22 protein-coding genes and 1 pseudogene are annotated in these 24,574 nt (G+C 67.0%); 11 read left to right on the top strand and 12 right to left on the bottom strand.

Annotated features, from left to right (window positions below):
* Nucleotides 1–77 precede the first annotated feature (77 nt).
* Together FHS96_RS13285 and FHS96_RS13280 are read left to right on the top strand one after the other, a co-directional pair.
* Nucleotides 78–908 carry a transglutaminase-like domain-containing protein gene (locus FHS96_RS13285; protein WP_429592047.1) on the top strand — a complete coding sequence of 277 codons (831 nt, stop codon included), beginning with the start codon at nucleotides 78–80 and terminating at the stop codon, nucleotides 906–908.
* Nucleotides 909–1,050: 142 nt separating this feature from the next.
* Nucleotides 1,051–2,484: a nucleoside hydrolase-like domain-containing protein gene (locus FHS96_RS13280; RefSeq protein WP_429592044.1), complete on the top strand. Its 1,434-nt coding sequence runs from the start codon at nucleotides 1,051–1,053 to the stop codon at nucleotides 2,482–2,484.
* 9 nt (nucleotides 2,485–2,493) lie between these two features.
* On the opposite strand, the gene pth is transcribed toward FHS96_RS13280, so the two are convergent.
* The 4 genes from pth to FHS96_RS13260 form a co-directional block, all read right to left on the bottom strand.
* The gene (gene pth, locus FHS96_RS13275; RefSeq protein WP_429592040.1) at nucleotides 2,494–3,066 is read right to left on the bottom strand and encodes an aminoacyl-tRNA hydrolase; all 573 of its coding nucleotides are present in this window, start codon (nucleotides 3,064–3,066) and stop codon (nucleotides 2,494–2,496) included.
* A gap of 122 nt (nucleotides 3,067–3,188) precedes the next feature.
* Nucleotides 3,189–3,812, bottom strand: coding sequence for a 50S ribosomal protein L25/general stress protein Ctc (locus tag FHS96_RS13270; protein ID WP_429592037.1), 624 nt, complete (start codon nucleotides 3,810–3,812; stop codon nucleotides 3,189–3,191).
* Nucleotides 3,813–3,947: 135 nt separating this feature from the next.
* Nucleotides 3,948–4,826, bottom strand: coding sequence for a TraB/GumN family protein (locus FHS96_RS13265; protein WP_429592034.1), 879 nt, complete (start codon nucleotides 4,824–4,826; stop codon nucleotides 3,948–3,950).
* Between the two features lie 40 nt (nucleotides 4,827–4,866).
* Complete coding sequence (locus FHS96_RS13260; protein ID WP_429592031.1) at nucleotides 4,867–5,781, bottom strand: TraB/GumN family protein; 915 nt, start codon at nucleotides 5,779–5,781, stop codon at nucleotides 4,867–4,869.
* A gap of 193 nt (nucleotides 5,782–5,974) precedes the next feature.
* Between FHS96_RS13260 and secG the strand changes: the two genes are divergently transcribed.
* The 6 genes from secG to FHS96_RS13230 all read left to right on the top strand — a co-directional run bounded on the left by secG (nucleotide 5,975) and on the right by FHS96_RS13230 (nucleotide 12,108).
* Entirely contained in the window at nucleotides 5,975–6,364 is a 390-nt protein-coding gene (gene secG / locus FHS96_RS13255) for a preprotein translocase subunit SecG (RefSeq protein ID WP_429592029.1), read from the top strand.
* 103 nt (nucleotides 6,365–6,467) lie between these two features.
* A complete protein-coding gene (gene pyrG, locus FHS96_RS13250; protein ID WP_429592026.1) occupies nucleotides 6,468–8,102 on the top strand; it encodes a CTP synthase in 1,635 nt (544 codons plus the stop codon).
* Nucleotides 8,103–8,147: 45 nt separating this feature from the next.
* The gene (locus FHS96_RS13245) at nucleotides 8,148–8,645 is read left to right on the top strand and encodes a GNAT family N-acetyltransferase (RefSeq protein WP_429592023.1); all 498 of its coding nucleotides are present in this window, start codon (nucleotides 8,148–8,150) and stop codon (nucleotides 8,643–8,645) included.
* A 130-nt stretch (nucleotides 8,646–8,775) separates the two neighbouring features.
* Entirely contained in the window at nucleotides 8,776–9,249 is a 474-nt protein-coding gene (locus FHS96_RS13240; protein WP_429592021.1) for a (2Fe-2S)-binding protein, read from the top strand.
* Nucleotides 9,246–9,914, top strand: a complete 669-nt coding sequence (locus tag FHS96_RS13235) for an Isoquinoline 1-oxidoreductase subunit (protein WP_429592018.1) — start codon at nucleotides 9,246–9,248, stop codon at nucleotides 9,912–9,914. The genes FHS96_RS13240 and FHS96_RS13235 overlap by 4 nt, the downstream gene beginning before the upstream one ends.
* 28 nt (nucleotides 9,915–9,942) lie before the next feature.
* Nucleotides 9,943–12,108 carry a xanthine dehydrogenase family protein molybdopterin-binding subunit gene (locus FHS96_RS13230; RefSeq protein ID WP_429592016.1) on the top strand — a complete coding sequence of 722 codons (2,166 nt, stop codon included), beginning with the start codon at nucleotides 9,943–9,945 and terminating at the stop codon, nucleotides 12,106–12,108.
* A 53-nt stretch (nucleotides 12,109–12,161) separates the two neighbouring features.
* Here FHS96_RS13230 and FHS96_RS13225 read toward each other — a convergent pair whose 3' ends face one another.
* Both FHS96_RS13225 and FHS96_RS13220 read right to left on the bottom strand, forming a co-directional pair.
* Nucleotides 12,162–12,737: a class I SAM-dependent methyltransferase gene (locus tag FHS96_RS13225; RefSeq protein ID WP_429592013.1), complete on the bottom strand. Its 576-nt coding sequence runs from the start codon at nucleotides 12,735–12,737 to the stop codon at nucleotides 12,162–12,164.
* 131 nt (nucleotides 12,738–12,868) lie between these two features.
* Complete coding sequence (locus FHS96_RS13220; RefSeq protein WP_429592010.1) at nucleotides 12,869–13,747, bottom strand: DUF2306 domain-containing protein; 879 nt, start codon at nucleotides 13,745–13,747, stop codon at nucleotides 12,869–12,871.
* A gap of 418 nt (nucleotides 13,748–14,165) precedes the next feature.
* On the opposite strand from FHS96_RS13220, the gene FHS96_RS13215 reads away from it, so the two are divergent.
* On the top strand, nucleotides 14,166–15,017 hold the full coding sequence (locus tag FHS96_RS13215) for an MlaA family lipoprotein (protein ID WP_429592007.1): 852 nt from the start codon (nucleotides 14,166–14,168) through the stop codon (nucleotides 15,015–15,017).
* Between the two features lie 55 nt (nucleotides 15,018–15,072).
* Here the strand turns inward: FHS96_RS13215 and FHS96_RS13210 are convergent, their stop codons facing one another.
* Nucleotides 15,073–15,936 (bottom strand): tyrosine-protein phosphatase, encoded by an 864-nt coding sequence (locus tag FHS96_RS13210; RefSeq protein ID WP_429592004.1) that lies wholly within the window; start codon nucleotides 15,934–15,936, stop codon nucleotides 15,073–15,075.
* Nucleotides 15,937–15,956: 20 nt separating this feature from the next.
* Nucleotides 15,957–18,254 carry a TonB-dependent receptor gene (locus FHS96_RS13205; protein WP_429592001.1) on the bottom strand — a complete coding sequence of 766 codons (2,298 nt, stop codon included), beginning with the start codon at nucleotides 18,252–18,254 and terminating at the stop codon, nucleotides 15,957–15,959.
* A 115-nt stretch (nucleotides 18,255–18,369) separates the two neighbouring features.
* Here FHS96_RS13205 and FHS96_RS13200 point away from each other — a divergent pair, with 115 nt between their 5' ends.
* Together FHS96_RS13200 and FHS96_RS13195 are read left to right on the top strand one after the other, a co-directional pair.
* The gene (locus tag FHS96_RS13200; RefSeq protein ID WP_429591998.1) at nucleotides 18,370–19,572 is read left to right on the top strand and encodes a TetR/AcrR family transcriptional regulator; all 1,203 of its coding nucleotides are present in this window, start codon (nucleotides 18,370–18,372) and stop codon (nucleotides 19,570–19,572) included.
* Nucleotides 19,573–19,634: 62 nt separating this feature from the next.
* On the top strand, nucleotides 19,635–20,960 hold the full coding sequence (locus tag FHS96_RS13195) for an MFS transporter (RefSeq protein WP_429591996.1): 1,326 nt from the start codon (nucleotides 19,635–19,637) through the stop codon (nucleotides 20,958–20,960).
* On the opposite strand, the gene FHS96_RS13190 is transcribed toward FHS96_RS13195, so the two are convergent.
* The 4 genes and pseudogenes from FHS96_RS13190 to FHS96_RS13175 all read right to left on the bottom strand — a co-directional run bounded on the left by FHS96_RS13190 (nucleotide 20,957) and on the right by FHS96_RS13175 (nucleotide 24,572).
* Nucleotides 20,957–21,598 (bottom strand): class I SAM-dependent methyltransferase, encoded by a 642-nt coding sequence (locus FHS96_RS13190; protein ID WP_429591993.1) that lies wholly within the window; start codon nucleotides 21,596–21,598, stop codon nucleotides 20,957–20,959. The two genes, FHS96_RS13195 and FHS96_RS13190, sit on opposite strands and share 4 nt — an antisense overlap.
* Complete coding sequence (locus FHS96_RS13185; RefSeq protein WP_429591990.1) at nucleotides 21,595–22,854, bottom strand: RNA polymerase sigma factor; 1,260 nt, start codon at nucleotides 22,852–22,854, stop codon at nucleotides 21,595–21,597. Before FHS96_RS13185 ends, FHS96_RS13190 begins: the two co-directional genes overlap by 4 nt.
* 130 nt (nucleotides 22,855–22,984) lie before the next feature.
* Nucleotides 22,985–23,332: pseudogene (locus FHS96_RS13180) on the bottom strand (YciI family protein); the annotation flags it as partial.
* 115 nt (nucleotides 23,333–23,447) lie between these two features.
* Complete coding sequence (locus tag FHS96_RS13175; RefSeq protein WP_429591987.1) at nucleotides 23,448–24,572, bottom strand: NAD(P) transhydrogenase subunit alpha; 1,125 nt, start codon at nucleotides 24,570–24,572, stop codon at nucleotides 23,448–23,450.
* Nucleotides 24,573–24,574: the final 2 nt, after the last annotated feature.

Here is a 24,574-nt window from a genome sequence, read left to right as displayed (position 1 = left end):
GAAGATCGACTTCGGATCAATTCGCGATCCGGTACGTTTTCCCGCCACACCAACGAGTAAAGCTTAGAGGCCTGAATATGCTGATCCGAGCCGGGTATGAGATCGCCTTCGACGCCGCCGCGCCGACGAGCATGGTCGCGCTGCTGAGCATCCATCCGTCGCGCAACCGCGACTTGCGCTCACCGCACCGGATCACCACCACACCGCAGGTGCCGATGTATGATTTCATCGATGGCTTCGGTAATGTCGCCACCCGGTTGACCGTTCCTGCCGGTGGCATAACGCTGAAGGCGGACTTTGTGATCGCCGATAGCGGCCGGCCCGACGTGCGCGCGCCCGACGTGCCGGTGACGCCAGTCGACGCGCTTCCCAACGACGTGCTCGTCTATCTGATGGGCAGCCGCTATTGCGAAACGCAGCATCTGATGGACGACGCCTGGGCGATGTTCGGCCATATCCCGTCGGCCCGCGATCGAGTGGAAGCGATCGTCGACTTCGTCCACAACCATATCGAGTTCGGCTATCATCACGCCCGCTGCGATCGCACCGCGAACGACGGGTATCGCGAGAAGGTGGGCGTGTGCCGCGATTTCGCGCATCTCGCAGTCACCCTTTGCCGCTGCGTCAACATCCCCGCGCGCTACTGCACCGGCTATCTGGGCGACATCGGCGTGCCGCCGGTCGACGCACCGATGGATTTCAGTGCCTGGTTCGACGTTTATGTCGATGGCGACTGGTATACTTATGATGCGCGCCACAACCAGCCGCGCATCGGCCGTATCCTGATGGCGCGTGGCCGCGACGCTACCGACGTCGCACTCACGACCGCGTTCGGCGCGACGACGCTGAAGATGTTCGATGTCGTGACTGACGAGTTGAAGCCCGGCGAAATGCCGCTCGCCGCATAGCTGGGGTGATGCCGGTCTGACGCATCCGAAAATTTGCGATGGCCCTTCGATTATCTTCGTATTCGCATTGACGATGCTCTGAAACGCCGCATAACTCCCCCATCGGGCCCCTTAAGAGCGTCCGATACGCGGGAGAGTGGTGATGGGTTGGGTTCGATGGGTGATCGGCGCGATGCTCGCGCTGGCGGCGGGTGCGGCCGCAGCGGAGCCCCCGGCAAAGGCGGATCGGCTGCGCCTGATCGTGCTGACCGACATCGAGAATGAACCGGATGACGCGCAGTCGCTGGTCCGCTTCCTGACCTATGCCAATCAGTGGGATGTCGAGGGGCTGGTTGCGACCACCTCGATCCACCAGCGTGACCGCATCGCGCCGGAACGCATCCGCCGGATCGTCGCAGCCTACGGCAAGGTCCGCGATAATCTCGAGCGGCATGAGCGTGGCTTTCCGACCGAGGCTGCGCTGGCGGCGGTGATCCGCGCCGGCATCCCGCGCTATGGCCTCGAAGCGGTGGGGAAGGGCCATGATTCGCCCGGCGCGCAACTCATCATCGATCGCGTTGACGCCAAGGATCCGCGACCGGTGTGGGTGATCGTATGGGGTGGTCCCAATGTGCTCGCGCAGGCGCTGTGGAGGGTGCGGGAGACGCGCTCACCCGAGGAGGTTGCGCGCTTCGTGGCCAAGCTGCGCGTCTATACCGTCTCGGACCAGGATGACAGCGGCCCCTGGATCCGCACGACGTTCCCCGATCTCTTCTACATCGCCAGCCCCGGCATGCACGCTGGCGGCGCCTACCATGCGGCGATCTGGAGCGGGATCAGCGGCGATCGCTTCCACGGCCGCTTCGGTGGCGCCGATTTCTCGATCGTCGACAATCCCTGGCTCGACACGCACGTCCGCGCGAAGGGGCCGCTGGGTGCCGAATATCCGCACACCGAATTCATCATGGAAGGCGATACGCCCACCTTCCTCTATCTGATTCCCAACGGCCTCGGCAGCCCCGAACATCCTGACTGGGGAAGCTGGGGCGGGCGCTACGAATATTATCAGCCGCGCTACCGTAAATGGTTCCTGCGCCCCGAAACCCGCGCCTTGTGGTCCGATGGCGAGGATGAGGTGATGGGCGTCGACGGCCAGTGGTACACCAGCAACAAGGCGACGATCTGGCGGTGGCGCAGCGCCTATCAGAATGATTTCGCCGCGCGGATGGACTGGACGGTGAAGCCGTATCGCGAGGCCAATCATCCGCCTGTCGCGCGGCTCGGCGTGCCCGAGGAAATCAGCGCCAAGCTGGGTCAGAAGGTCCGGCTGAGCGCCGCCGGATCGCGCGATCCCGATGGCGATACGCTGCGTTATCAATGGTTCCACTATCCCGAGCCGGGCAGTTTCACCGTCTCGTCGGCGCGCGCCGCCTCTCCGGTGCAGATCGAAGGGGCCGACAAGGCCGAAGCGGTGCTGACGGTGCCGACCGACCGGGTGCTGCACACCGGCACGATGCACGTCATCCTCGCGGTCACCGACAGCGGCACGCCCGCGCTGACGCGCTATCGCCGCGTCATCGTCAACGTCGTACCCTGAGGGCGGTGATCAGACGTCCTGCAGCCGCAGTGCGACGTCGTTCATGAAGCGCGCATCGTCGCCGTCGGCGAGGCGCGGCGCTTCCGCGGCAATCGCGCCGAGCAAGTCGGCCAGCGGATCCATTTCGCGCTTGTCGTAATTGCCCAGCACATGGCCGGTCACCCGATCCTTATGGCCGGGATGGCCGATGCCGATGCGCACGCGGCGGAAGGCGTTGCCGATATGCGCCTCGGTGGAACGCAGGCCATTATGACCGGCGGTGCCGCCGCCGGTCTTCACCTTCACCTTGAACGGCGGGAGATCGAGCTCGTCGTGGAAGACGGTGACGTCGCCCACCTCGCGCTTGTAGAAGCGCATCGCCTCGCCCACTGCGCGGCCGCTTTCGTTCATGAAGGTGGCGGGCTTCAGCAGCAGGATCTTGCTCGATCCGATGCGGCCTTCCTGCGCCCAGCCCTGGAAGCGCTGGCGCGGCGGATCGAAGCGATGGACCTCGGCGATGGCGTCGATCGCCATGAAGCCCACATTGTGCCGGTGCAGCGCATAGCGCGCGCCCGGATTGCCCAGGCCGACCCAGATCTGCATCGCCGATTCCCCGATCAGCGCCCGTCCGCCGGGCGATACACAAGAAGATGCCCGACACCGCAAGGGCGGCGCCGGGCATCCTGCTATCCGATCGCCTGCCGCAAGGACAGGCGGGCCTGAAATCAAGCCTCGGCTTCGCCCTCGGCGGCCGTGTCGGTGTCGCCTTCGCTGCTCTTCAGCGCGGAGGGGGCAACGATCGTCGCGATGGTGAAGTCACGATCCTCGATCGCCGGGCTGGCGCCCTTGGGCAGCGCGATGTTCGAGATGTGGATCGAGTCGCCCACTTCATAGCCGGCGAGGTCGATGGTGATGTCGTCCGGGATCTGCGCCGCGTCGACCACCAGGTCCAGCTCGTGGCGGACGATGTTGAGCACGCCGCCGCGCTTGAGGCCCGGCGAGGCATCTTCATTGGTGAAGATCACCGGCACCTGCACCGTGACGGTGGCGTGCTCGGAGATGCGCAGGAAATCGACATGCAGCGGGCGATCGGTGACCGGGTGGAACTGGACGTCCTTGGGCAGGGTGCGGACGGCCTTGCCGCCAACCTCGACCATCACCACCGAGTTCATGAAGTGGCCGGTGTGCAGCAGCTTGAACAGCGCTTTTTCCTCGACGTGGATCGAGGCCGGTTCTTCATTGTTGCCGTAGATCACGGCAGGCACGCGGCCGTTGTTGCGCAGATCGCGGGAGGCTCCCTTGCCGTTCCGCTCACGCGCTTCGGCCGACAGCGTCAGCTGATCGCTCATCGCATATCTCCAATTCGCTTGGGTTAAACATTCCGCCACGCCTCCAGGGATGACCATGACGGAAGCCGGGGCGCATAGCGGGGGAAGGGCGGGAATGCAAGCATGCTCCGCCTCGTTTCAGCGGCGCAGGCGATGCTATTGAAGCCGCTTCACCTTGATGCCGCGCGTTGCCAGCATCTCCTGCACCGAATCCTTGCCCGCCAGATGCGCGGCGCCCACCGCCACCAGCACCGTGCCGGGCTGCTCGAGTGCCTTTTCCAGGCGGCTGGCCCAAGCGGCGTTGCGCTGGCGCTTGAGCGCGTCGGCGAGTTCGGGAGAGAGGCTGAGCTCGTCATCCTCGGTGATCGCCAGTGTCGCGACATCGCCCTTGCGCCACGCCGCGATCATCGCGTCGAACTGTTTGCCGGCCTCTTTGCGCTCGCTGATCACGCTGGTGAGGAAAGTGCGCTGCGCCGCTTCGGGCAGGCGATCGAAATAGCCGAACTGCTCGGTGGCGGTCTCCAGACCGGATACCGGCTTTCCATTATCGGCGAAGCGCGCGGTCAGCCGGGCTTCCACGCCCTGGTCGGCGCTGACGCCCATCTCGGGGTAAAGCGTCGCGGCCAGCGTCAGCGCCGCCGCCCAGGTCTCCATGCCGTCGAGCGCGGTTGCGGGAATGCTGGCCTTCGCGAGCATTGCAGCCAGTTCAGCGCGATGCTCGGGCGCCACGCGCTGGGCAAGGGGCGGCAGGCCGGGGGCGCTCGCCATCGCTTCGAAGCTGCGACGTAGCCCGGCCTGGCCCGCCGGGTCTGTTACCTCCAGCACCAGCCGGTCGGCACCGCCGATTGCCTTGCCAACCCGGCCGCCATCCCATTCCACGCCATCGGGCAGCACATGGATGGTGCCAAACAGATAGACCGTGGTGTCCGCATCGGCGAACGACCAGAGCGCGGGGTGGGCTGGCTCGGCGTGGGTGGAGGTACCGCAGCCGGCGAGGAACAGCAGCAAGGCGGAGGCGAAGGGGATACGCGGCATCGGGGAACCTTGTTTCGGGCGGGCTGGGCAGGGCGGGCCGTCAATATTTGACGCGCTTGGCCCTCAGCTTCCGTGCTTTCAAATAATCCTGCACGCTGCCGGTGCCGGCGAGATGCGCGGCGCCTACTGCGACGAACACGGTGCCGGGCTGCTGCATGCGGCGCTCGATCCATTGCGCCCAGCGTGCGTTCCGGTCGGTCACCATGATCTTGTAGAGTTCCGGCGTTTCCTCCAGCGACTCGTTCATCAAGCTGCTCAAGGTCTTGGCATCACCCCTTGCCCAGCTTGCCAGCATCCGGTCGAGTACCGCGCGTTGCTCGGGGATAGACTGCACGGTGCTTTCGAGCAGCGCGATCTGCGTGCGTTCGGGCATCGCATCAAAGATGCGGATCTGAAGCTCGGCGCCCTCCAGTTCCTTGCGCGTCTTGCCGCCCGCCTTCGCCGCGTCGTTGAGAATGGTTTCGGCGCCGGAATCCGGGCCGAAGCCCATCTTCTGGAACAGGGTCACCTGAATGTTCAGCGCGGCCGCCCAGGGATCGAACGGCTCGAACATATCGACGGGCAGTTCCAGTTCCGCCATCGCCTTGCGGTAATCGGCCTGCGCCTTGGGCGAGAGCTTCTGCGTCAACGGCGGCCCGTCACGGTTGATCGCCAGCCGCATCATCAGCGGCTGTAGCGTCTTGGCATCGGGGTCGATCGCTTCGGTGACGAGCTCGCTCGACGAATCGAATGCCTTCTTCACGCCGCCGTCGAACCAGCTGTAGCCGGAGGGCAGCAGGTGGAAAGTCCCGAACAGGTAGATGGTGGTGTCACGGTCCTTCACCACCCACAGCGCCGGATTGGCGCGGCGCGGCGCAGCAGCAGGTGCCGAGGGGGCCTGCGCCGCCGCGGCCGGGCCGAACAACAATCCCAGGGACAGGGCTGTCGCGGCAACGGCGCGATAGATGCGGTTCATGCAGTCTCCTTGGCAAAGGGTCGGGGATCGGCGACGGGTACTCCGCAGATAGGGGATGCAAGGGCAAAGGCGAAGGGGCGATCCGGCACCCACCGCATCAGTCGCGGGCAACGCATGTGAACGATGCCGGTTGAACAGTGGCCCCCCTCTCGCTATGTCGCCGGCAATCCCACGCATCGTCAGATCGAGCCCCATGCTGTTCACCTTTCTCCTCGTCGTTCACGCGCTGATTACCCTCGCATTGGTGGGCGTGATTCTCGTCCAGCGTTCCGAAGGCGGCGGGCTCGGCATGGGCGGCAGCCCCACGGGGCTGATGTCGGCGCGCGGCGCGGCGGACTTCCTGACGCGGTCGACGACGATACTCGCGACGATCTTCATCGTGCTTTCGATCGCGATCGCGGCGCTGGCCTCGGTCAGCAATCGCACCGGCGACATCGATACTTCGCTCGCCCGGCAGCCGTCGCAGCAGAGCGCGCCGGCGGCACCCGCACCTGTGAGCGACGATCCGCTCGCCGCCGCGGCACAGGGCGCGGGCGCGGACAACGCTGCGGCTCCGGCCAACGGCTCCGCGCCGGCGCAATAAGCATCGTTCGGCGCTTTCGGGCGCTCTTTCGACCGTAAAAATGCAGGCGCGCGGATTCGCGCGCTTGTCCCCATCGACCAACTCGGGCTAGGCGTTGATTCCCATGGCGCGGTTCATTTTCATCACCGGCGGCGTGGTGTCATCCTTGGGCAAAGGCCTGATGGCAGCCAGCCTTGGCGCATTGCTCCAGGCACGCGGCTACAAGGTTCGAATTCGCAAATTCGATCCCTATCTCAATGTCGATCCGGGGACGATGAGCCCCTATCAGCATGGCGAAGTCTATGTGACCGATGACGGGGCCGAAACCGACCTCGACCTCGGCCATTATGAGCGCTTCACCGGCGTTCCCAGCCGCCAGGCGGACAACATCACCTCGGGCCGGATCTACCAGCAGATCATCGCCAAGGAACGGCGTGGCGACTATCTTGGCGCCACCGTGCAGGTGATCCCGCACGTGACCGACGCGATCAAGGAATTCGCGCGCGCCGATACCGACGATGTCGACTTCGTGCTGTGCGAGATCGGCGGCACCGTCGGCGACATCGAATCGCTGCCGTTCATGGAGGCGATCCGTCAGTTGCGGAACGATCTCGGCCGCAACAATTCGATCTTCGTCCACGTCACGCTGGTGCCCTACATTGCGGCCGCCGGCGAGCTGAAGACCAAACCGACCCAGCACAGCGTGCGCGACCTCACCTCGCTCGGTATCCAGCCGGACGTGCTGGTTTGCCGCTGCGAACGCCCGCTGCCCGACAGCGAGCGCGCGAAGATCGCGCTGTTCTGCAACGTGCCCAAGGAAGCCGTGATCCCCGCGCTCGATGCGCGCAGCATCTACGACGTGCCGGTGCAATATCATGCCGAAGGTCTTGACCTAGCGGTGCTCAACGCATTCGGCGTCGAGGTCGGCCCGGCGCCGCATCTCGGCCGCTGGACCGACATCATGGATCGGCTCACCAATCCCGAAGGCGAAGTCACGATCGGCGTCGTCGGCAAATATGTGGGGCTGGCCGATGCCTACAAGTCGCTGAACGAGGCACTGGTCCATGGCGGCATCGCCAACCGGGTGAAGGTCAACATCCAGTGGCTCGATGCCGAACTGTTCGAGCAGGATGATTCGGATATCGCAGCCTATCTTGAACCGATGCACGGCATCCTCGTGCCCGGCGGCTTCGGGGAACGTGGTTCGGAAGGCAAGATCGCCGCGGTGCGCTTCGCCCGCGAACGCCAGGCACCGTTCTTCGGTATCTGCCTCGGCATGCAGATGGCCTGCATCGAAGGCGCGCGGAATACCGCCGGCATCGCCAACGCCTCCACCACCGAGTTCGGCCCGACCGACGAGCCCGTTGTCGGCCTGATCGAGGAATGGATGACGGCGGACGGCCTGCAGAAGCGCGAGGCGGGCGGCGATCTGGGCGGCACCATGCGGCTGGGCGCCTATGAGGCTGTGCTCGACGGCAACAGCCACGTCTCGGCGATCTATGGCGGCACCGACATCTCGGAACGCCATCGCCATCGCTACGAGGTCAACGTCCACTATCGCGAGCCGCTCGAAAAAGGCGGGCTGATCTTCTCCGGCATGTCGCCCGACGGCGCGCTGCCCGAGATCATCGAGCGGCCGGATCATCCCTGGTTCGTCGGCGTGCAGTTCCATCCGGAACTCAAGTCCAAGCCGTTCGACCCGCATCCCCTGTTCAAGAGCTTCATCGAAGCCGCGGTCAAGCAGAGCCGGCTGGTCTGATCGGTTTCCCTTCCGCTTTGCGGGAGGGGACGGGGAGGGGCGGTGATGATCCTCGCTGCCGCAATAGAAACGCCGCGGCTGGTTATCCGGCCCTTCGAGCCCAGTGATGCGCCCGTTCTGGTGGCGCTGTTCGCCGATCCGCAGGTTTACCGCTTCGTGGGCGATGGCGGGCCGCTGAGCGCTGCCGACGCCGCGCTGTGGGTGGAGCGATCGCGCGTCAACCTTGAGCTTCACGGCTTTGGCACCGGAGCGGTCGTGCGGCGCAGCGGTGGCGCACCGATCGGCTGGGCCGGCTTTGCGCGCCCTGGCGATGGCAGCGAGGAAATTATCTACGGGCTCGGCGCTGCCCATTGGGGGCAGGGATTCGGCGGCGAACTGCTCGACGCGTTGATCGCGATCGCGGTGGAACGCGGTATTGCGCCACTGCGCGCCACCGTGGACCCGGCAAACGCGGCGTCGATCCGTCTTCTTACGCGTCGCGGCTTCCGGCTGGCCGAACGCCGCCATGGTGGCGATCCGGACACCGATCTCTATCTGCTCTGAACGAAATCCCCCGGGGTAGGCGAGAGCCTGCACCGATCCGCGCCGATGGTGGCTCGACGCCGTAGGATCGGGCAAATTTTCTGAAGGAACCGGTGTTCGCCGGCGCCGCCGCCCGGCCTAATCACCCCCCATGTCCTATGATCTTTCCATCAACGGCCGCTCGCATCGCGTGAATGAGGACGGACAGACGCCCCTGCTGTGGGTTTTGCGCGATACGCTGCGGCTCACGGGCACCAAATATGGTTGCGGCGTCGCGCAATGCGGCGCCTGCACCGTGCATCTCGATGGCCGGCCGGTGCGATCCTGTTCGCTCCCGCTGGCCGCCGTCGGCAGCGCGAAGGTCGTCACGATCGAGGCGGTCGCCGGTGCGGAGGCCGATGCCCTTCGCAACGCCTGGGTCGCACGCGACGTGCCGCAGTGCGGCTTCTGTCAGTCCGGCCAGATCATGAGCGCGGTGGCACTGCTGCGCACCACCCCGGCACCCGCCGATGCCGACATCGATCTGGCGATGAGCGGCAATATCTGCCGCTGCGCCACCTACAACCGCATCCGCGCCGCCATCCACGATGCCGCCGCGGCGCTCGACGGGCCATCGCGGGTATGAACGCCAGCCGCCGCCGCCGCTTCGGCTGCCTCTCCATCGTCGCAGCGCTGGTCGCCGTCGGCATTCTTTTCCTTGCCGTCGCGCTGTGGCCGCAGACCATGCCTGAAAGCGAGGCAGTGCCGCCCGCCCGGACCGAGGCGCAGATAGTGCATCTCAGGCCGGTTGCCGACTTCGCGGCGATCGAAGATCCGGCGGCGCGCTCAGTCGCGCTGTTCGAGGAAGCCGGCCGCGTGATCCGCCACCCGCGTTGCCTCAATTGCCACCCCCGCACCGATAGCCCGACGCAAACCGACGCGATGCGCCCGCATTCGCCATTGGTGGTGCGCGGCACCGATGGTGGTGGAACGCAGACGTTGCGGTGCACGACCTGCCATCAGGCGGCGAATTTCGACGCCGCGGGCGTGCCTGGCAACCCGAAGTGGCGGCTCGCACCGATCGAGATGGCCTGGCAGGGTAAGTCGCTCGGCGACATCTGCCGCCAACTGCTCGATCCCGCGCGGGCGCATATGGGACGCGAGGCACTGCTCCATCACATGGCGGAAGATGCGCTGGTCGGCTGGGCCTGGCATCCCGGCGGCGGCCGCACCCCGGCCCCCGGCACCCAGGCCGAATTCGGCGTGCTGATTGCGGCATGGCTCGAAACCGGCGGGCGCTGCCCGGCATGATCTTTCCCTCCTTCGCGCGAGACCGCCTGTGACCGCAGCCTCCACCCCCGGCCGACGCTTCGCGATGACGCGCCGCCGCATGATCCTTGGCGGCACCCTTGTCGGAGGTGCGCTGGTCGTCGGCTATACCGCGACGCATCCGATGCAGGTCGCCGGAGCGATCCTGCAAGGCGGCGGCAGTGACCCCGAGCCGAGCGTCTTCGGCCCGTTCATCCGCATCGCGCAGGATGGCTGGGTGACGATCGTCAACAAGCAGCACGAAATGGGGCAGGGCATCCATGCCGGCCTCGCCGCGATGGTGGCCGAGGAACTCGATGCGAACTGGGATCGGGTGCGGGTGATCGACGCGCACGGCAATTTCCGGGCCTATGGCGCGCAGATCACGGCGGGCTCGGGATCGGTCGCGGGCAATTGGGATACGCTTCGCCAGGCAGGGGCCGCCGCGCGCGCGATGTTCGTTGCCGCTGCCGCCGCGCGATGGAACGTGCCAGCCGCAGCGATCGCGGTGCGCGATGGAGTGGTGATGCACCCGTCGTCGCGGCGTGCGGCGAGCTTCGCTGAACTGCTCGCCGAGGCCGCGCGCCAGACGCCGCCCGAGCAGCCGGTGCTCAAGGCGCCGGACGCGTATCGCCTCATCGGCACCGATCGGGTGCGGCGGAAGGATAGCGCGCCCAAGAGCCACGGCACGCAGCTCTATGTGCAGGATGTCCAACTGCCGGGCATGCTCACCGCGCTTGTTGCACACAGTCCGCGCTTCGGCGGCAAGCTGGCACGCTTCGATGCAAGCAACGCGCGCAGGATCAGTGGCGTCGTCGGCGTGTTCGCGATCGAGACTGGCGTCGCCGTGGTCGCCGAGACGATGTTCGCTGCCCGCCGGGGCCGCGACGCCTTGCGCGTCGAATGGGACGACAGCGCAGCCGAAATGCGCTCGTCGGACGAACTGAACCGCTACTATCAGGACGCGGCGGCCGGACGCACCGAGCTCGAGCCGCGTCGCTTTCAGGACAAGGGCGACGATCCCGAAGCAGCGGCATTCGGCAGTGACGCGATCGAATTCGTGATGGACTTCCCCTATCTTGCCCACGCGCCGATGGAGACGATGAACTGCGTCGCGCAGGTCAACGGTTGGGATGTCAAGATCGTCTCGGCCAGCCAATTGCCGACGGTCGATCAGGTCCATGCTGCCCGGGTGGCGCTCACGCTGCCCGGCAAGGTGGATATCGAGGTGCTGCCCGCCGGCGGATCCTTCGGGCGGCGCGGACTGATGACCTCCGACTATCTCGTCGAATGCCTGCGCGTCGCCAAACGCGTCGAAGGCCGTCCGATCAAGCTGATATGGACTCGTGAGGATGAGATGGCGGCGGGCTGCTTCCGGCCGATGGTCCATCAGCGCGCCTGGATAGAACTGGGGGCGGATGGCTTCCCTGCGCGCTGGCGCCACCATATCGTGGCGCAATCGCTGTTGCCCGTCGGCAATGATGTCGCTTCGGAGGGCGTCAAGGATTCACCCTATTTCGCCTCCGCCACCTTGGTCGACGGCAAACTTTTCACGCCGGACTATCCCGTAACGGTCAGCTTCTGGCGATCGGTCGGCCATTCCTACAACGGCATGGTAATGGAGCATATCGTCGACCAGCTCGCGCGCCGTGTAGGTCGGGACCCGGCGGACTATCGCCGCGCGCTCTATCGCAAGGCCGGCGCGACACGCCGGCTGGCCGTGCTCGACGAACTCTGCCGCAAGGCCGGCTGGGGCACGCCGCTGGAGTCGGGCTGGGCGCGTGGCATGGCGATCCATGAGGCGTTCGGCACGGTGGTCGGCCAGGTCGCCGAAGTGCGCATCGAGGATGGCCGCCCGATCGTCCGCCGCGTGACCGCGGTGGTCGATTGCGGCATCGCGATCGCGCCCGACCAGATCCGGGCGCAGATGGAAGGCGGGATCGGGTTTGGCCTTTCGGCAGCGCTTTATGGCGCGGTGACGCTGAAGAACGGTATCGTCCAGGAAACCAATTTTGATCGCTACCGCGTACTGCGGATGAATGAGATGCCGGCGATCGAAACGCACATCCTGCCCTCCACCAACCGCCCGACCGGCATGGGCGAACCGGGCGTTCCGCCGATCGCGCCGGCCGTGGCAAATGCGATGCTTGCGTTGACGGGTGCGCCCACCCGTAAGCTGCCGTTCCTGGCAGGATAACGAACCGATCTCCGTCCCGACGCTGCGCGCCGGGGCGGAGATCCTTCCCTCTCCTACCGCCGATCGATCCGATAGACCGACGCGGGCGGCAGGTTCGCGAGCGTTCCGCCGATGCGCTGCGCACGCAGGTCGAGCCGATCGAGCACGAGCGGCGGCACCGGGCAGCGTGGCCCATAGGTGAATTGGTACACAGCGCCTTCGGGCGTCAGCTTACGGAACGTGGCGGCCAGAATGGCGGCAACCTTGCGCACGGGCATCGATAGAAGTGGTAGCCCGCTGACCACAGCGCCGGCCTGTCGACCGCCGAACAGTTCGACCATGTGCAGCCGGGCGGCGTCCATCCTGAGCGTGCTCGCATGCGGATAGCGGAGGTTCAGCGCCGCTGCGAAATGCGCCTCGAACTCGATCAGCGCCAGATCCTCCTGCCGCACGCCGCGCGCCACCAGCGCCCGGGTGAACACGCCGGTGCCTGGGCCAAGCTCGATTACGGGGCCGGTTTCCGGCGAGATGCGCGACGTGATCAGTTCGGCAAGAACATTGCCCGATGGCGCAATGGCGGCGACGCCAAGCGGATTCCTCAGCCAGGCCCGAAAGAAGCCGAAGGTTTCGGCGACGGGTTGTCGATTCATGGAAAGGGTTCTCGAAGCGGGACGGGGCATGGTTTCGAAGCCTGAGGAGGGGTGTGTCTGTCAGCACCGTAGTGGTGCCCATTGTCAATCCATGTGCGTGATTTGGCCATGTTTCGGGTGCGCCGGCACGCCTATCGTGTTGCCGTGGCGATGCCGCTGATCATTCGCGGGCCCCAGCTTCGCATGGTGAAGGTCCATGTCGCGAAGACGATGAAGAAGCTGGCGAGCAGCAGCACAAGCGTCGTCCCCAGCCCGATCGCCGTTCCGCGATCTCGCCGGCGACCGCGGATGAACAGTTCGACGACGATCATGTTGGGGACGTAGAAGAAGAACATCATGATCGCGTCGAACCAGCCGTTGAAGCTGTCGCCGATACCCGCGCCGCCGGTCAGCGCAATCCAGGCGCCATATTCCATCCGGTAGAGCCAGGAGCCGACGGTCAGAGCAAACAGCCGGATCGCCCATCCACGATGCACGCCGATATTGCGAGCCCGGGCGTGAACGTAGGCCATCGCGGCGCACAGCGCCATCAACGCGCCATAAATGCCGAAGCCGATATCCATCAGCGGCCCGCCGATCGTGCCGCGCCCCAGGATGAAGCCGATCCCGCCCAGCCCGGCCAGCCCGGCCGAACCGACGTAGATCCGGCCCAGCCCGCGGTGGAGCGTGGGCAGGCGCTGTCGCACGCCGGCGATCAACTGGATGGGGCCGATCAGCAGCAGCACGCCGCCGGCGATGAAATGGGCGCCGATCGCTACGGTCGTGGCCAGCGAACGGCCATCATAGAGGTCGGGCAGGGACTCGTTCCAGCGCGCGCCAGCACCGCCCAGCGCCACACCGCCGAAGAAGGTGATGATATAGCCCGCGAAGATGGCGCCGCTGACCCAACTCGTCGCCATCAGGCAACGGGCGCTCCAGCGCAGTGCCAAGGCCGACAAGGTTCCGGCCGCCGCGGCGTCGTCACAATTGAAACCTTGGGAGAGCGGGATCGGGATGCTGGTGCTCGTCATTTCGAACGGGGCTCGCTCATCGTGCGCTTGTTGATCGATCAAGCGCCAAGAATGCGCATCCCAGGCTGGAGCGCCATGCCCGATCTCACACAGAAGCTGCACGATCCTGCAAAACGTCGGAGCGGGGCGTCTGCACGAATGGGCAGGTTAATTCCCGCATCGGGCATTCCGATCATCAAACATGCCTTCTAATCCGATCGGCAAGCCGAACGAGGAACGAGGGTCAGCATGACGGAAACCGGCGCCCGGTCAATGGATGCATCGCGGGGTTCATTGCGCAGCCTCGAAGGATCGGATCGCGCCGACTTCCTAAAATGGGGCGTCGCCACACTGTTTGCGGTTCCACTTCTCGCCGGCACGACATCGGCCGTGGCGCTGTTCGAATGCATCGCGCCTGCGTCTCCCGAAGGAAGAGCGAATGACCCTGTTTGCGTCAATCATTGCGGTGCCGCTGGTCGGGATCCACGCGGATCTCGTGCTGGTCCCCGCGTCGCCCGCGCCGGCGGTCATGGTGCAGGCGGCACAGATCGAGGCGGGTGATCTGCCGTCCGCAGAGCCGCCGCAACCAGCCCAGCCCCAGGATGGTACAATCGTCGTGACCGCGCGGTCCGAGGCGCCACCGAGCGATCCTCTGCGCGGAATCAACGCGCAGTCATTCGCGGTCGTTCAGTCGGTCGACGAAGCGGTCACGGGGCCGGTCGCGCGCGCCTACAGTCGCGTCGTGCCGTCGCCGGTGCGCAGCGGCTTACGCAACGCGTTGGGCAATCTTCAGGAACCGATCGTCGCGCTCAACTATCTGCTGCAGCTCAAGCCGGGAAAGAGCGCGGAAACCCTGGGGCGCTTCGCCATCAATTCGACGATCGGCGTCGCCGGGCTGTTCGATGTGGCGAAACGGCAGCCGTTCAATCTGCCGCGGCGAAACAACGGCTTCGGCTACACCCTGGGCTATTATGGCGTGAAGCCGGGCCCCTATCTTTATCTGCCGCTGATGGGCCCGACGACGGTTCGCGATCTTGTCGGGCGGATCGGCGATCTGTCGGTACTGCCGGTGGCGGTCGGGCGCCCGTTCGATGATCCGGCGTTCGTTCTGCCGACCACCACCATCCGCCTGGTCGACGAGCGTGCGCAAGCCGATGGCGCGATCCGCAGGGTGCGGGAAGGTGCTGCCGACCCCTATGCCGCCGTCCGCGAGAACTACCTCCGCACCCGGCAGGCGGAGATCGACGCGCTGCATGGCCGCACGGCCTCGCCGACCCCGACGGAGCGCTGAGCAGAACTTCGGCAGTGCGGGAAGCGGCTGGCTTGCCGCACTGCCGGAGACGGGATCAGGCGGTGTAGCGCGCCCGAAGCTGCGTCAATTCGGCATCGCCAAGCCCCAGCCTGTCGCGCAGATAGGCCTTGGCGCCGCCGGGATGCGTGTCGATCGCCTTGAATACCGCTTCCATATAGCTGCGGTCGACGCCCATGAACGCCTTCGTCACCGCCGGCGGCAGCTTCGTCCAGGCGGCGGACGGCGGATCGGCCTCGATCTTCTTCGGGTCGAAATAGCGGTTGGAGAGCAGATAATCCTCGATCACCGTCTCGCGCGGCACGTCGAGCGCAGTCAGAATCAGCGCGGCGGCAACGCCGGTGCGGTCCTTGCCCGCCGAGCAGTTGAAGGCAAGCGGTACGTTGCCCGTCAGAAGCTGCGCGAACATGCGGCGATACTGGCCGTTGAACTGGTTCAGCAGGTGCGGATAGAGCGCCGCCATCTTGCCTTTGGCATCCTCGGCGGACCAGCTTGCCGCGGCCCGGAAATCCATGCCGCCCATGTCCAGCACATAATCGTCGGCGAACACCGCCGGCGTCTGGCCGCCCGGCCATCGCACCGGGGCCGAGGTCCGCTCGGCGGTGCTGCGGAAATCGCAGACGGTGCGGATGCCGATCTTTTCCAGATAGGCGTAGTCGTTGGCGGTCAGGCCGTTCATCGCGCCCGAGCGGAACAGCACGCCCCACCGCACCGTCTTGCCGCCACGCGTGCGGTAGCCGCCGAGATCGCGGAAATTCTGCCCGCCTTCCAGCGGCAGCAGGCGCTGGTGGGCCGGCGCGGCCTGCACCGGGGTGCGGGCATCGACCGGCAGCGTCGCGGCGAAGCCGGCGGTGAGGAGGGCGAGCGCGCCGAGCGCGCCCGCGAAGTGGAAGTTATGCATGGATTGAATCTCCGAAAGGATCAGAACCGGATCGTGCCGTCGAGGCCGAAGGTGCGGGGTTCGTTGAAGATGCCGTAGTCGCCACCGGCGGCGTAGGCGGCGGAACTGCGCAGGAAGAGGTGCTGCTCGTTGAACAGGTTGCGCGACCACAGCGACAGCTCGAGGCTGGCGCCGCGGGTCAGCGAGATGCCCGCCACCGAAAGCCGGCCGTTCACCACGAACGAGCTGTCGGTCATCGTGTCCTCGCCCGAAAGCGCGCGATAGCCCTCCGCAACATTGGCATCGAGATGCGCGCGCATGACGGTGTCGCCGGTCAGCGGCAGCTCATAGTCGATCGAGGCGCTGCCGGCATGTTCGGGGGTATAGACCACATACACGTCCTGGATCGCGCCAGCGCGGAACGGGTTGGCCGCCTGCGGCAGGTCGCCATGCGTATAGGCATAGCCCGCCGAGATCGTCAGGCCGCGCACCGGCGCGATCGAGCCATCCACCTCGATGCCCTGGATCGTGCCATGGCCCGGCGCATTGACGGTTTCCAGCGTGGTGCGGTTGCTGTTGTCGAGATTGGTGGCGCTGAAGTCGATCTGGATGTCAGTGTAGCGCGTCGTATAGGCGGCGATGTTGAAGCGGCCCTTGCGATCCCAGAAGCTGGATTTCATGCCCGCCTCGAAGGTGGAAACCTTCTCCGGCCCGAACGCGCGATAGCTCAGCGAGCGCGAATTGGCGCCGCCGGCGCGATAGGCGGTGCCCCACTTGCCATAGAGCTGCACGGCGTTGCTCGGATCGAACGCCACCGTCACCTGCGGATCGAAACGATCGGCGGTGAAGGTGAAGCTGTAGGGCGCATCGGCGCCGTTAACCTTGTAGAGCCGGCCGCTCTTGTCGTCATGCGTGTAGCGGCCGCCAAGCGTCAGCTTGAGCATGTCGCCCAGCACCGGCGGCGTCCACGTCGCCTGGCCGAACACGGCATAGCTGTCCGCCTTCGCGGTGCTCGCGCGGTCGGGGAAGGGGCCGGTGGCGCCGGCTTCGAGCGAGGGCAGCGGCGTGGCGGCGGTGCCGTCCGCATTCCAGCGCATCGTGTTGGGGCTCCAGGCGTCGTCGTCGCCCGCCTCATGATAATAATAGAGGCCGCCGACATAATCGAGCCGGCCGACGCTGCCGAGCGCCTGCAGTTCCTGGCTGAACTGCTCCTGCCGCAGCGAGGCAAGGCTGTAGCGCGCGAAATTGGCGTTGGGACGGAACACGCCGGCATGCGCGCCGATGCCATTGTCCCACTGGTCCTGCTCGAGATGGCGGTAGGAGGTGATCGAGCGCAGTTCGAGGCCATCCATCGCCTTGAAGTTCATGTGCAGGCCGATGCCCCAGGTCTCGCCGACATTGCCTCGCTGCGGCACACCAATATCGACGGTCTTCGCGCGATCCGGCTGCACCTGCACGATCGGCGCCAGCGCCGGCGCCGCCGGGTTCTTGTTGAGCAACTGGACGTAATAGGGCGTGGTGACGTCATAGGTATAATCGGCGTCGAGCTGCGCGCTGAAGCGGCTGCTCGGCTCCCACAGCGCGGCGCCGTGGATGCCGCGGCGGTCGAAGGCATTGAAATCCTTCTCGTCGGCGAGGGTGTTCTTCACCGTGCCGTCGCGCTTGGAAATCAGCCCGTCGAACTTCAGGCTGATCCCGGCGAACGACGGCAGATCGAGGTGCGTCTCGCTGGAATAGCCGCCGAAATTGCGCACGCCTACGGTCTGGCGAAGCTGGAACTCGCCCGAGGGCTTCTTGGTGACGATGCTCACCGCGCCGCCGGTGGAGTTGCGGCCGAACAAGGTGCCCTGCGGCCCCTTCAGCACCTCGATCCGTTCGACGTCCATCAGCGCCATGCCAAGGCCCTGCGAACGGCCGAGATAGACGCCGTCGATATAGACGCCCACGCCAGAGTCGCGGCTCGGCTGGTTGGCATCGAACGGAACGATGCCGCGGATGCCGACGGTCAGCGCCGAGTTGCGCGAGAAGAACGGCGCGATGCGCAGCGAGGGCACCGCGCCGTCCATCAGGTCCGACAGGCTCTGGACGTGGCGGTTGGCGAGATCCTGCGTGCCGAGCACCGAGATCGCGATCGGCGTCTTCTGCAGGTTGGTCTCGCGCTTCTCGGCGGTGACGACGATGTCGACAAGGCCGCCTTCGGGATCTTGCTGCGCGGCCTGTTCGGGCGCGGCGTCGGCGGCGGCTTCATCGGCTGCGGCGGCCATTCCCGGAACGCTGGCGAGCAAGGCCGCGCCGGTCAGCACGAACGTTCGCATCCGGGCCGAAGAACTGCGTGTCATCGTGAATCCCCGCTTTGTGTCGGCGGGCAATTAGAACGGATGTATGTAAGCTCTGTGACACTTGTATCTTGGAAGTGAACCCTGGATTATGCGCGCCGGACCACAGGAAGATCATATGCCAGACACGCCTCTGCCGCCGGCCGTCGCGGCGCCGACTTCCCCGGAAAAGCTGGTTTCAGCGGTGTTTTCCGTGCTTGAGCGGGAAGGGGCGGCGGCAATTTCCGCGCGGCCGCTGGCCGCCGCTGCCGGGCTGCCGGTCTCCTCGATCTACTATCACTTCGGCGATCTGGAACAGTTGTTGGAAAGCACGCAGCAGGCGGCGCGACATGCCGCGACTCGCTGGTGTGAGGAGCAGTTGTCCGCGATCGGCACCGGTGCGCCGTCGATCGGCCCCGTGCTCGCAGCGCTGGCCGACGACTGGTGCGAGATGCAGCGCCCGCTCGCCTTCGCGCGCCGCGAGGCGCAGCTCGCGGCGCTGCGCGACCCGCGCCACATCGCGGGATCCGCGAAGTGGGATGCGCTGTGGCAGGGCTTCTGGGACGACCTCGCCGCGCGGCTCGGCCTGGCCGACATGGCGAATGCGCTCGCCTGGCTGTTCGACGGGGTGACCGGCCTGCATCTGCTGCGCTGGCGCCGCCCGGTCGACCGCGCCGCGCTTACCGAATTGTGCCAGGGCTGGGCGGGGTGGCTCGATGGCCGGATCGGCAGCGCCGCGCCCTGGTTCGAACGCGCGCGCGCCGGCGCCGGTGAATTGCTGCCGCCGCCGCCGCCCGACGATGCGGTGGCGGACGCGGTCGCGGCGGCGGCGGCGCGGACGATCGCGGCGCGCGGCGTCGCCGGGCTAACCCACCGTGCGGTGGCGGCGGAGGCGGGGGTGACCTTGGGCGTCGTCTCCTACAAGTTCCGTACCAGCGCGGAACTGTTGCAGGGCGCGTTCGAGGCGATCTACCGCCGAATGACGCAGGAGAGCGGGCTGGACGCGCCGTTGCCGAACCGCGCGGAAGCGCTCGCGGCGATGGACGGGTTGCTGCCTGAACGCACGCACATGCTGGCCGCGGAGGAATTGTTCATGGCCTGCGCGCGCAATCCGGCGCTGCAGCCCTTCGCCGCGCGGCTGCGCTATCTGCGCGGGCGTACCTCCGGCCGGATGCTGCAGGGGATGCTCGGGCCGGACCGTCCGGCATCGGTGATCGACGGCGCGATCATCTCGGCCTTCGCCAGCGGCCGCAACCGCGCTTGCATCTGCTCAGGCAGGGCGCCGGGGCCGGACAGCGATTATGCGCCATTGCTCGCGCGGCTGGATCGCGGCGCGGGCTGAACCGGGCCGTCATATCCCCGTCATAGCCGGTCGGCACAGGCGCGCTCGAAAGGGGCGCTACCGTGCGGAGCGAATCGGCCGAGCGGCTGAGCCTGGTCGGGCTCGTCGCATTCTCATTGCCGATGGTCGTCGTGCAGACGATCGAGACGGCGTGGCGCGTCTATCTGCCCAACTTCTTCTCGACCACGCTCGGCCTGTCGCTGGGCATGGCGGGCTTCGTGCTGATGGCGGCGCGGCTGTTCGACAGCCTGATCGACCCGCTGATCGGCTGGGCGAGCGACCGTTTTCCTACGCGCTATGGCCATCGCCGGCCCTGGCTGGTGGCGGGCACGCCGCTGATCGTCATCGGCGCGCTCGGCGCCTTCTTCGTCTGGCCGTGGACGGGCCCTGCAACATTGATCGCGGCCTGCCTGCTGCTCCATCTCGGCTATATGATGATGGTCACGCCGCATGGCGGCTGGGCGCTCGAACTGGGCCGCGATGCGGCGGAACGGCTGCGGATCATCGGCGCGAAGACCTGGTTTGCGGTGGCCGGCGGCATCGCGATCCTCTTCCTGCCGGCATTGCTCGAACGCATGCTGGGCATCGGCCGCGAAGGGCAGGTCGCGGCACTCGGGTTGAGCCTGATCCTGTTCACGCCCCTCTCGATGACGCTGGTGCTGCGCTTCGTCGCCGAACCCATGATCGCCGACGATCGTCGCGCCGAACTCGGCAACCCGCTGCGGCTGTTCTGGCAGATCCTGCGCACGCGCTCGCTGCACCCGGTGCTGCTGCTCTATCTGTTCGCCGGCCTTTCGGATTCGGCGATGTTCGCCACCTTCCTGCTGTTCATCGAACGCGGGCTGGCGCTGGAAGGCTGGGCGAGCAGCCTGCTTCTCGCGCAATCGGCAGTGCCGCTGCTCACCTTGCCGCTGTGGGGGAAGCTCGCCGGCCGGATCGGCCATCGCCGGCTGCTGATGCTGGCCTATGGCTGGCAGGTGGCGGTAATGCCGCTCGCGCTGCTGCTGCCCGCTGGCCAGATCGCCCCCGCCATCCTCTTCCTGATCGCGCGCAGCCTGTTCATGGGCGTCGACTATCTGCTGCTGCGCACGATGGTTTCCGAAATCACCCGCGCCGCCGCGCTCACCGGGCTGCGCCAGGGCGCGAGCTGCTATTCGGTGAGCAACATCACGTTGAAGCTGGCGATGGGGCTTGGCGCGTGGATGGCGCTGGCCGCGATCGGCGGCACGAGCGCGTCGGGCGCCGCCGCCGACGCCAGTCTGTGGGCGATCCGCCTGGCCTATGCGCTACCGCCGGTGTTGTGCGGGCTCGCCGCGCTGCTGGTGCTGGGGCAGGGGCGGCGCCGGGCCGCCGCCGGGGTGCCGGCGGGCGTGGTTGCGGCGGCTTAGCTCCTCACCCGATACCGATACACGAAACCCGGCTTGGCTACGCCGGTCTCCGCCACCGCATAGCGCCCGATCTCTTCCAGCCGCGCCAGCGCCAGATGCGTCCGCGCCGGATCCCCGACCAGCACGTCGACGCCGGCACCCACGCATCGATCGAGAAAGCGCGTCACCCGTCGCGCCAGCCCAGCGGCATAGAACAGGTCGCCGACGAGGATCAGATCGGTATCCGGCGCCGTGCTGCGCGTGAGGTCCACTGTCTCCGCCGCGATGCTGACGCCGTTCGCCGCGGCATTGAGCCCCGCTGCGATCGTTGCATGGCGGTCGACATCCACCGCGCGCACCTCGGGCGCGCCCGCCAGCACCGCCGCGATCGCGACCAGCCCCGATCCGGTGCCGAGATCGAGCACGCGCCGTCCCGCGACGCTTTCCGGCCGATCAAGCACATGCCGGGCAAGCGCGAGGCCGCCGCCCCAGCGATAGGCCCAGTAGGGCGACGCGAAGGCGCCGGTCCCCGCCGCCAGCCGGCGGAGCCCGCTGGTAGGTGCGGCCTGATGCAATCGGATTTCGGGAACGCCGGGCGTCTCCACCAGTGGCAGATTGGCCGTAATGAAGGCGGCGATCGCCGCGTCGTCCAAGATCACGCGCAGGCGGCGGCGCGCGCCAGGAAATGGCGCTGCTCGGCGGCGTTGCGCGTGAGCGCCGCGGCGGCCTCGAACGCGGCGCGGGCTTCCGCCGCGCGGCCGGCGCGTGCCAGCATGTCGCCGCGCGCGGCGGGCAATGGCGCATAGCCAGCGAGAGCCGGCTCGTCCGCCAGCGCTTCGAGCACGACCAGCCCGACCTCGGCGCCGAACGCCATGCCGATCGCGATGGCGCGGTTGAGCGCGACGATGGGGGAGGGGAGGCGGGCGAGCAGCCGATCGTAGAGCGCGGCGACCTGCCGCCAGTCGGTCTCCTCCGCGCGGCGCGCCCGGGCATGGCAGGCGGCGAGTGCTGCCTGCAACGCATAGATGCCGTCAGCGCCGCCCAGCGCCTCGGCGCGGGCGAGCGCCGCCAACCCGCGGCGGATCAGCAACCGGTCCCACCGCCCGCGATTCTGCTGGGGCAGCGGCACGACCGATCCGTCCGCGGCGGTGCGCGCGGGCAAGCGGGATGCCTGGATCTCCATCAGCGCGAGCAAGCCTTGAACCTCGGGTTCGTCGGCCGCGAGATCGGCGAGGATGCGGCCCAGCCGCTGCGCCTCGGCGCACAAGCCGGGGCGGATCAGATCGTCGCCTGCGGTCGCGGCATAGCCCTCGTTGAAGATCAGATAGACGACCTCGAGAACTGCCGCGAGCCGCGCCTTACGCTCGGCGCCGCGCGGCACCTCGAAATCAAGCCCGGCGGCGGCGATCACCTTCTTCGCGCGGACGATGCGCTGCGCGATCGTGGCCTCGGCGCTCAGGAAGGCGCGGGCGATCTCCGGCACGGTCAGCCCGCCGATCAGTCGCAAGGTCAGCGCGACGCGTGCATCCGGCTTGAGGATGGGATGGCAGGCGGTGAAGATCAGCGCGAGCAGATCGTCGCCGATCTCGTCGTCGATCGCCGCCTCGATGGCGCCGAACCCGCCATCCTCTTCCGCGTCCATCTCGCGGACGATCTCCTCCTGCTTGCGCGCTCGCATCGCATCATGGCGGATGCGATCGAGCGCGCGGCGCTTGGCGGTGGCCATCAACCAGGCGGCGGGCTTCGCGGGGATGCCGGTCGCCGGCCATTCGGCCAGGGCCGCGAGCAGCGCATCCTGTGCGAATTCCTCGGCCAGGCTCATATCCCGCAGCATCCGCGCGAGCCCCGCGATCAGGCGGGGCTGCTCGATCCTAAAGACCGCCTCGATGGTCCGCTGGGTGTCGTTCGGGGGCACATGGCGGGATTAGAGGGGTTTTCGATGGGCCAAAAGCCCCTCCCGGCTCAGGCGATCACCGCTCCGCGACCCGATTCCGGAGCCGGTCTTCCTGCGCGTGCAGTTCCGGCGTCATCGCGTCGCCGAAGTCGGCGGCTTCGAACACCGGGCGGATCTCTATCTCGCTGAGGCCGGGCATGGGATTGGGGCAGCGTTTCGCCCATGCCACCGCCTCGTCCATATCCTTGACCTCCCACAGCCAGAAGCCGGCGATCAGTTCGCGCGCCTCGGTGAAAGGGCCGTCGATGACGATGCGGTTGGGGCCGTCATAGGCCACGCGCTTGCCGCGCGAGGAGGGGTGCAGCCCTTCACCGGCCACCAGAACGCCGGCCTTGACCAGCTCCTCGTTGAAATTGCCCATCGCCTCAAGCATCGCGGTTTCCGGCATCACGCCGGCTTCGCTGTCCGCGGTCGCCCGGATCTGCACCATCACACGCATATTTCGTCTCCTTCGATCGCGAGGCAGCAGCGCCTCACCCTCACGACGAACGAGCCGGCACGGGATCGACAGCCGGCGCGAGATTTTTCACGCCGGCTGCGAAATCAGGCCCCGATCAGGCGGCCAGGAGCCGTTCGTGGACCACCTTGCCGCCCTGGGTGAGGCGAATGGCGTTGCCGATCTCCTCGTCCAGCACCGGCCGGCCGGCTTCCTTGTCCCAGAAGGCTGAGAGGAAGTTGAACAGATTGCGCGAATAGAGCGCGGAGGCATCCGCCGCGAGCCGGCTGGGCACGTTTCGGTGGCCGACGATCTTGACGCCGTGGCGCTCGACCACCTGCCCGGCGATCGCGCCCTCGACATTGCCGCCCTGCTCGACCGCGAGGTCGACGATCACGCTGCCCGGCTTCATCGAGGCGATCTGCGCATCGCTGATCAGCCGGGGCGCGGCACGCCCAGGGATCAGCGCGGTGGTGATGACGATGTCCTGCTTGGCGATATGGCTTGAGACCAGCTCGGCCTGCGCCACCTTATACTCGTCGGACATCTCGGTGGCGTAGCCGCCCGAGCCCTCGCCCTCGATGCCCTTCACATTCTCGACGAAGATCGCCTTGGCGCCCAACGATTCGATCTGCTCCTTGGTGGCGGAGCGGACGTCGGTGGCGGAGACCTGCGCCCCGAGGCGGCGGCCGGTGGCGATCGCCTGCAGTCCGGCGACGCCCACGCCCATCACGAACAGGCGCGCCGCGGACACCGTGCCCGCCGCGGTCATCATCATCGGAAAGGCGCGGCCATATTCGGAAGCCGCGTCGAGCACCGCCTTGTAGCCCGAGAGGTTGGACTGGGAGGAGAGGATGTCCATCGACTGCGCGCGGGTGATGCGCGGCATGAATTCCATCGCCAGCGCCTCATAGCCACCCTGAGCATAGGCATCGACGCGGGCGCGCTCGCCGAACGGGTTCAGCCCCGCGACGATCCACGCGCCCGGTTTAGTGCCGGCGATGCTCACCGGATCGGGGCCCTGCACGCCGAACACGATGTCGGCATCCTTCAGCACCGTCACCCGATCGGCCACGGTGGCGCCCGCCGCCTGATAATCGGCGTCGGCGATCGATGCGGTCGCACCGGCGCCGGATTCCACCGCCATCTCGGCGCCCAGCGCCTTGAATTTCTTGACGGTTTCAGGGGTGGCGGAGACGCGCTTCTCGCCGTCGGCACCCTCCTTGAGGATCGCGATCTTCATGG

The sequence above is a fragment of the Sphingomonas zeicaulis genome (genome assembly GCF_050433225.1).
Lineage (GTDB): Bacteria > Pseudomonadota > Alphaproteobacteria > Sphingomonadales > Sphingomonadaceae > Sphingomonas_D > Sphingomonas_D zeicaulis.
Note: the sequence above shows the minus strand (reverse complement) of the source record. Positions and strands in the feature narration are given on the sequence as shown.

Coding starts and splice junctions, on each gene's coding strand:
- FHS96_RS13235 (WP_429592018.1), top strand. CDS start 9,246: ATGAACGCCAGCCGCCGCCGCCGCTTCGGCTGCCTCTCCATCGTCGCA.
- FHS96_RS13220 (WP_429592010.1), bottom strand. CDS start 13,747: ATGACGAGCACCAGCATCCCGATCCCGCTCTCCCAAGGTTTCAATTGT.
- FHS96_RS13265 (WP_429592034.1), bottom strand. CDS start 4,826: ATGCCGCGTATCCCCTTCGCCTCCGCCTTGCTGCTGTTCCTCGCCGGC.
- FHS96_RS13175 (WP_429591987.1), bottom strand. CDS start 24,572: ATGAAGATCGCGATCCTCAAGGAGGGTGCCGACGGCGAGAAGCGCGTC.
- FHS96_RS13285 (WP_429592047.1), top strand. CDS start 78: ATGCTGATCCGAGCCGGGTATGAGATCGCCTTCGACGCCGCCGCGCCG.
- FHS96_RS13200 (WP_429591998.1), top strand. CDS start 18,370: ATGCCAGACACGCCTCTGCCGCCGGCCGTCGCGGCGCCGACTTCCCCG.
- FHS96_RS13240 (WP_429592021.1), top strand. CDS start 8,776: ATGTCCTATGATCTTTCCATCAACGGCCGCTCGCATCGCGTGAATGAG.
- pyrG (WP_429592026.1), top strand. CDS start 6,468: ATGGCGCGGTTCATTTTCATCACCGGCGGCGTGGTGTCATCCTTGGGC.
- FHS96_RS13225 (WP_429592013.1), bottom strand. CDS start 12,737: ATGAATCGACAACCCGTCGCCGAAACCTTCGGCTTCTTTCGGGCCTGG.
- FHS96_RS13260 (WP_429592031.1), bottom strand. CDS start 5,781: ATGAACCGCATCTATCGCGCCGTTGCCGCGACAGCCCTGTCCCTGGGA.
- pth (WP_429592040.1), bottom strand. CDS start 3,066: ATGCAGATCTGGGTCGGCCTGGGCAATCCGGGCGCGCGCTATGCGCTG.
- FHS96_RS13215 (WP_429592007.1), top strand. CDS start 14,166: ATGACCCTGTTTGCGTCAATCATTGCGGTGCCGCTGGTCGGGATCCAC.
- secG (WP_429592029.1), top strand. CDS start 5,975: ATGCTGTTCACCTTTCTCCTCGTCGTTCACGCGCTGATTACCCTCGCA.
- FHS96_RS13205 (WP_429592001.1), bottom strand. CDS start 18,254: ATGACACGCAGTTCTTCGGCCCGGATGCGAACGTTCGTGCTGACCGGC.
- FHS96_RS13210 (WP_429592004.1), bottom strand. CDS start 15,936: ATGCATAACTTCCACTTCGCGGGCGCGCTCGGCGCGCTCGCCCTCCTC.
- FHS96_RS13280 (WP_429592044.1), top strand. CDS start 1,051: ATGGGTTGGGTTCGATGGGTGATCGGCGCGATGCTCGCGCTGGCGGCG.
- FHS96_RS13245 (WP_429592023.1), top strand. CDS start 8,148: ATGATCCTCGCTGCCGCAATAGAAACGCCGCGGCTGGTTATCCGGCCC.
- FHS96_RS13270 (WP_429592037.1), bottom strand. CDS start 3,812: ATGAGCGATCAGCTGACGCTGTCGGCCGAAGCGCGTGAGCGGAACGGC.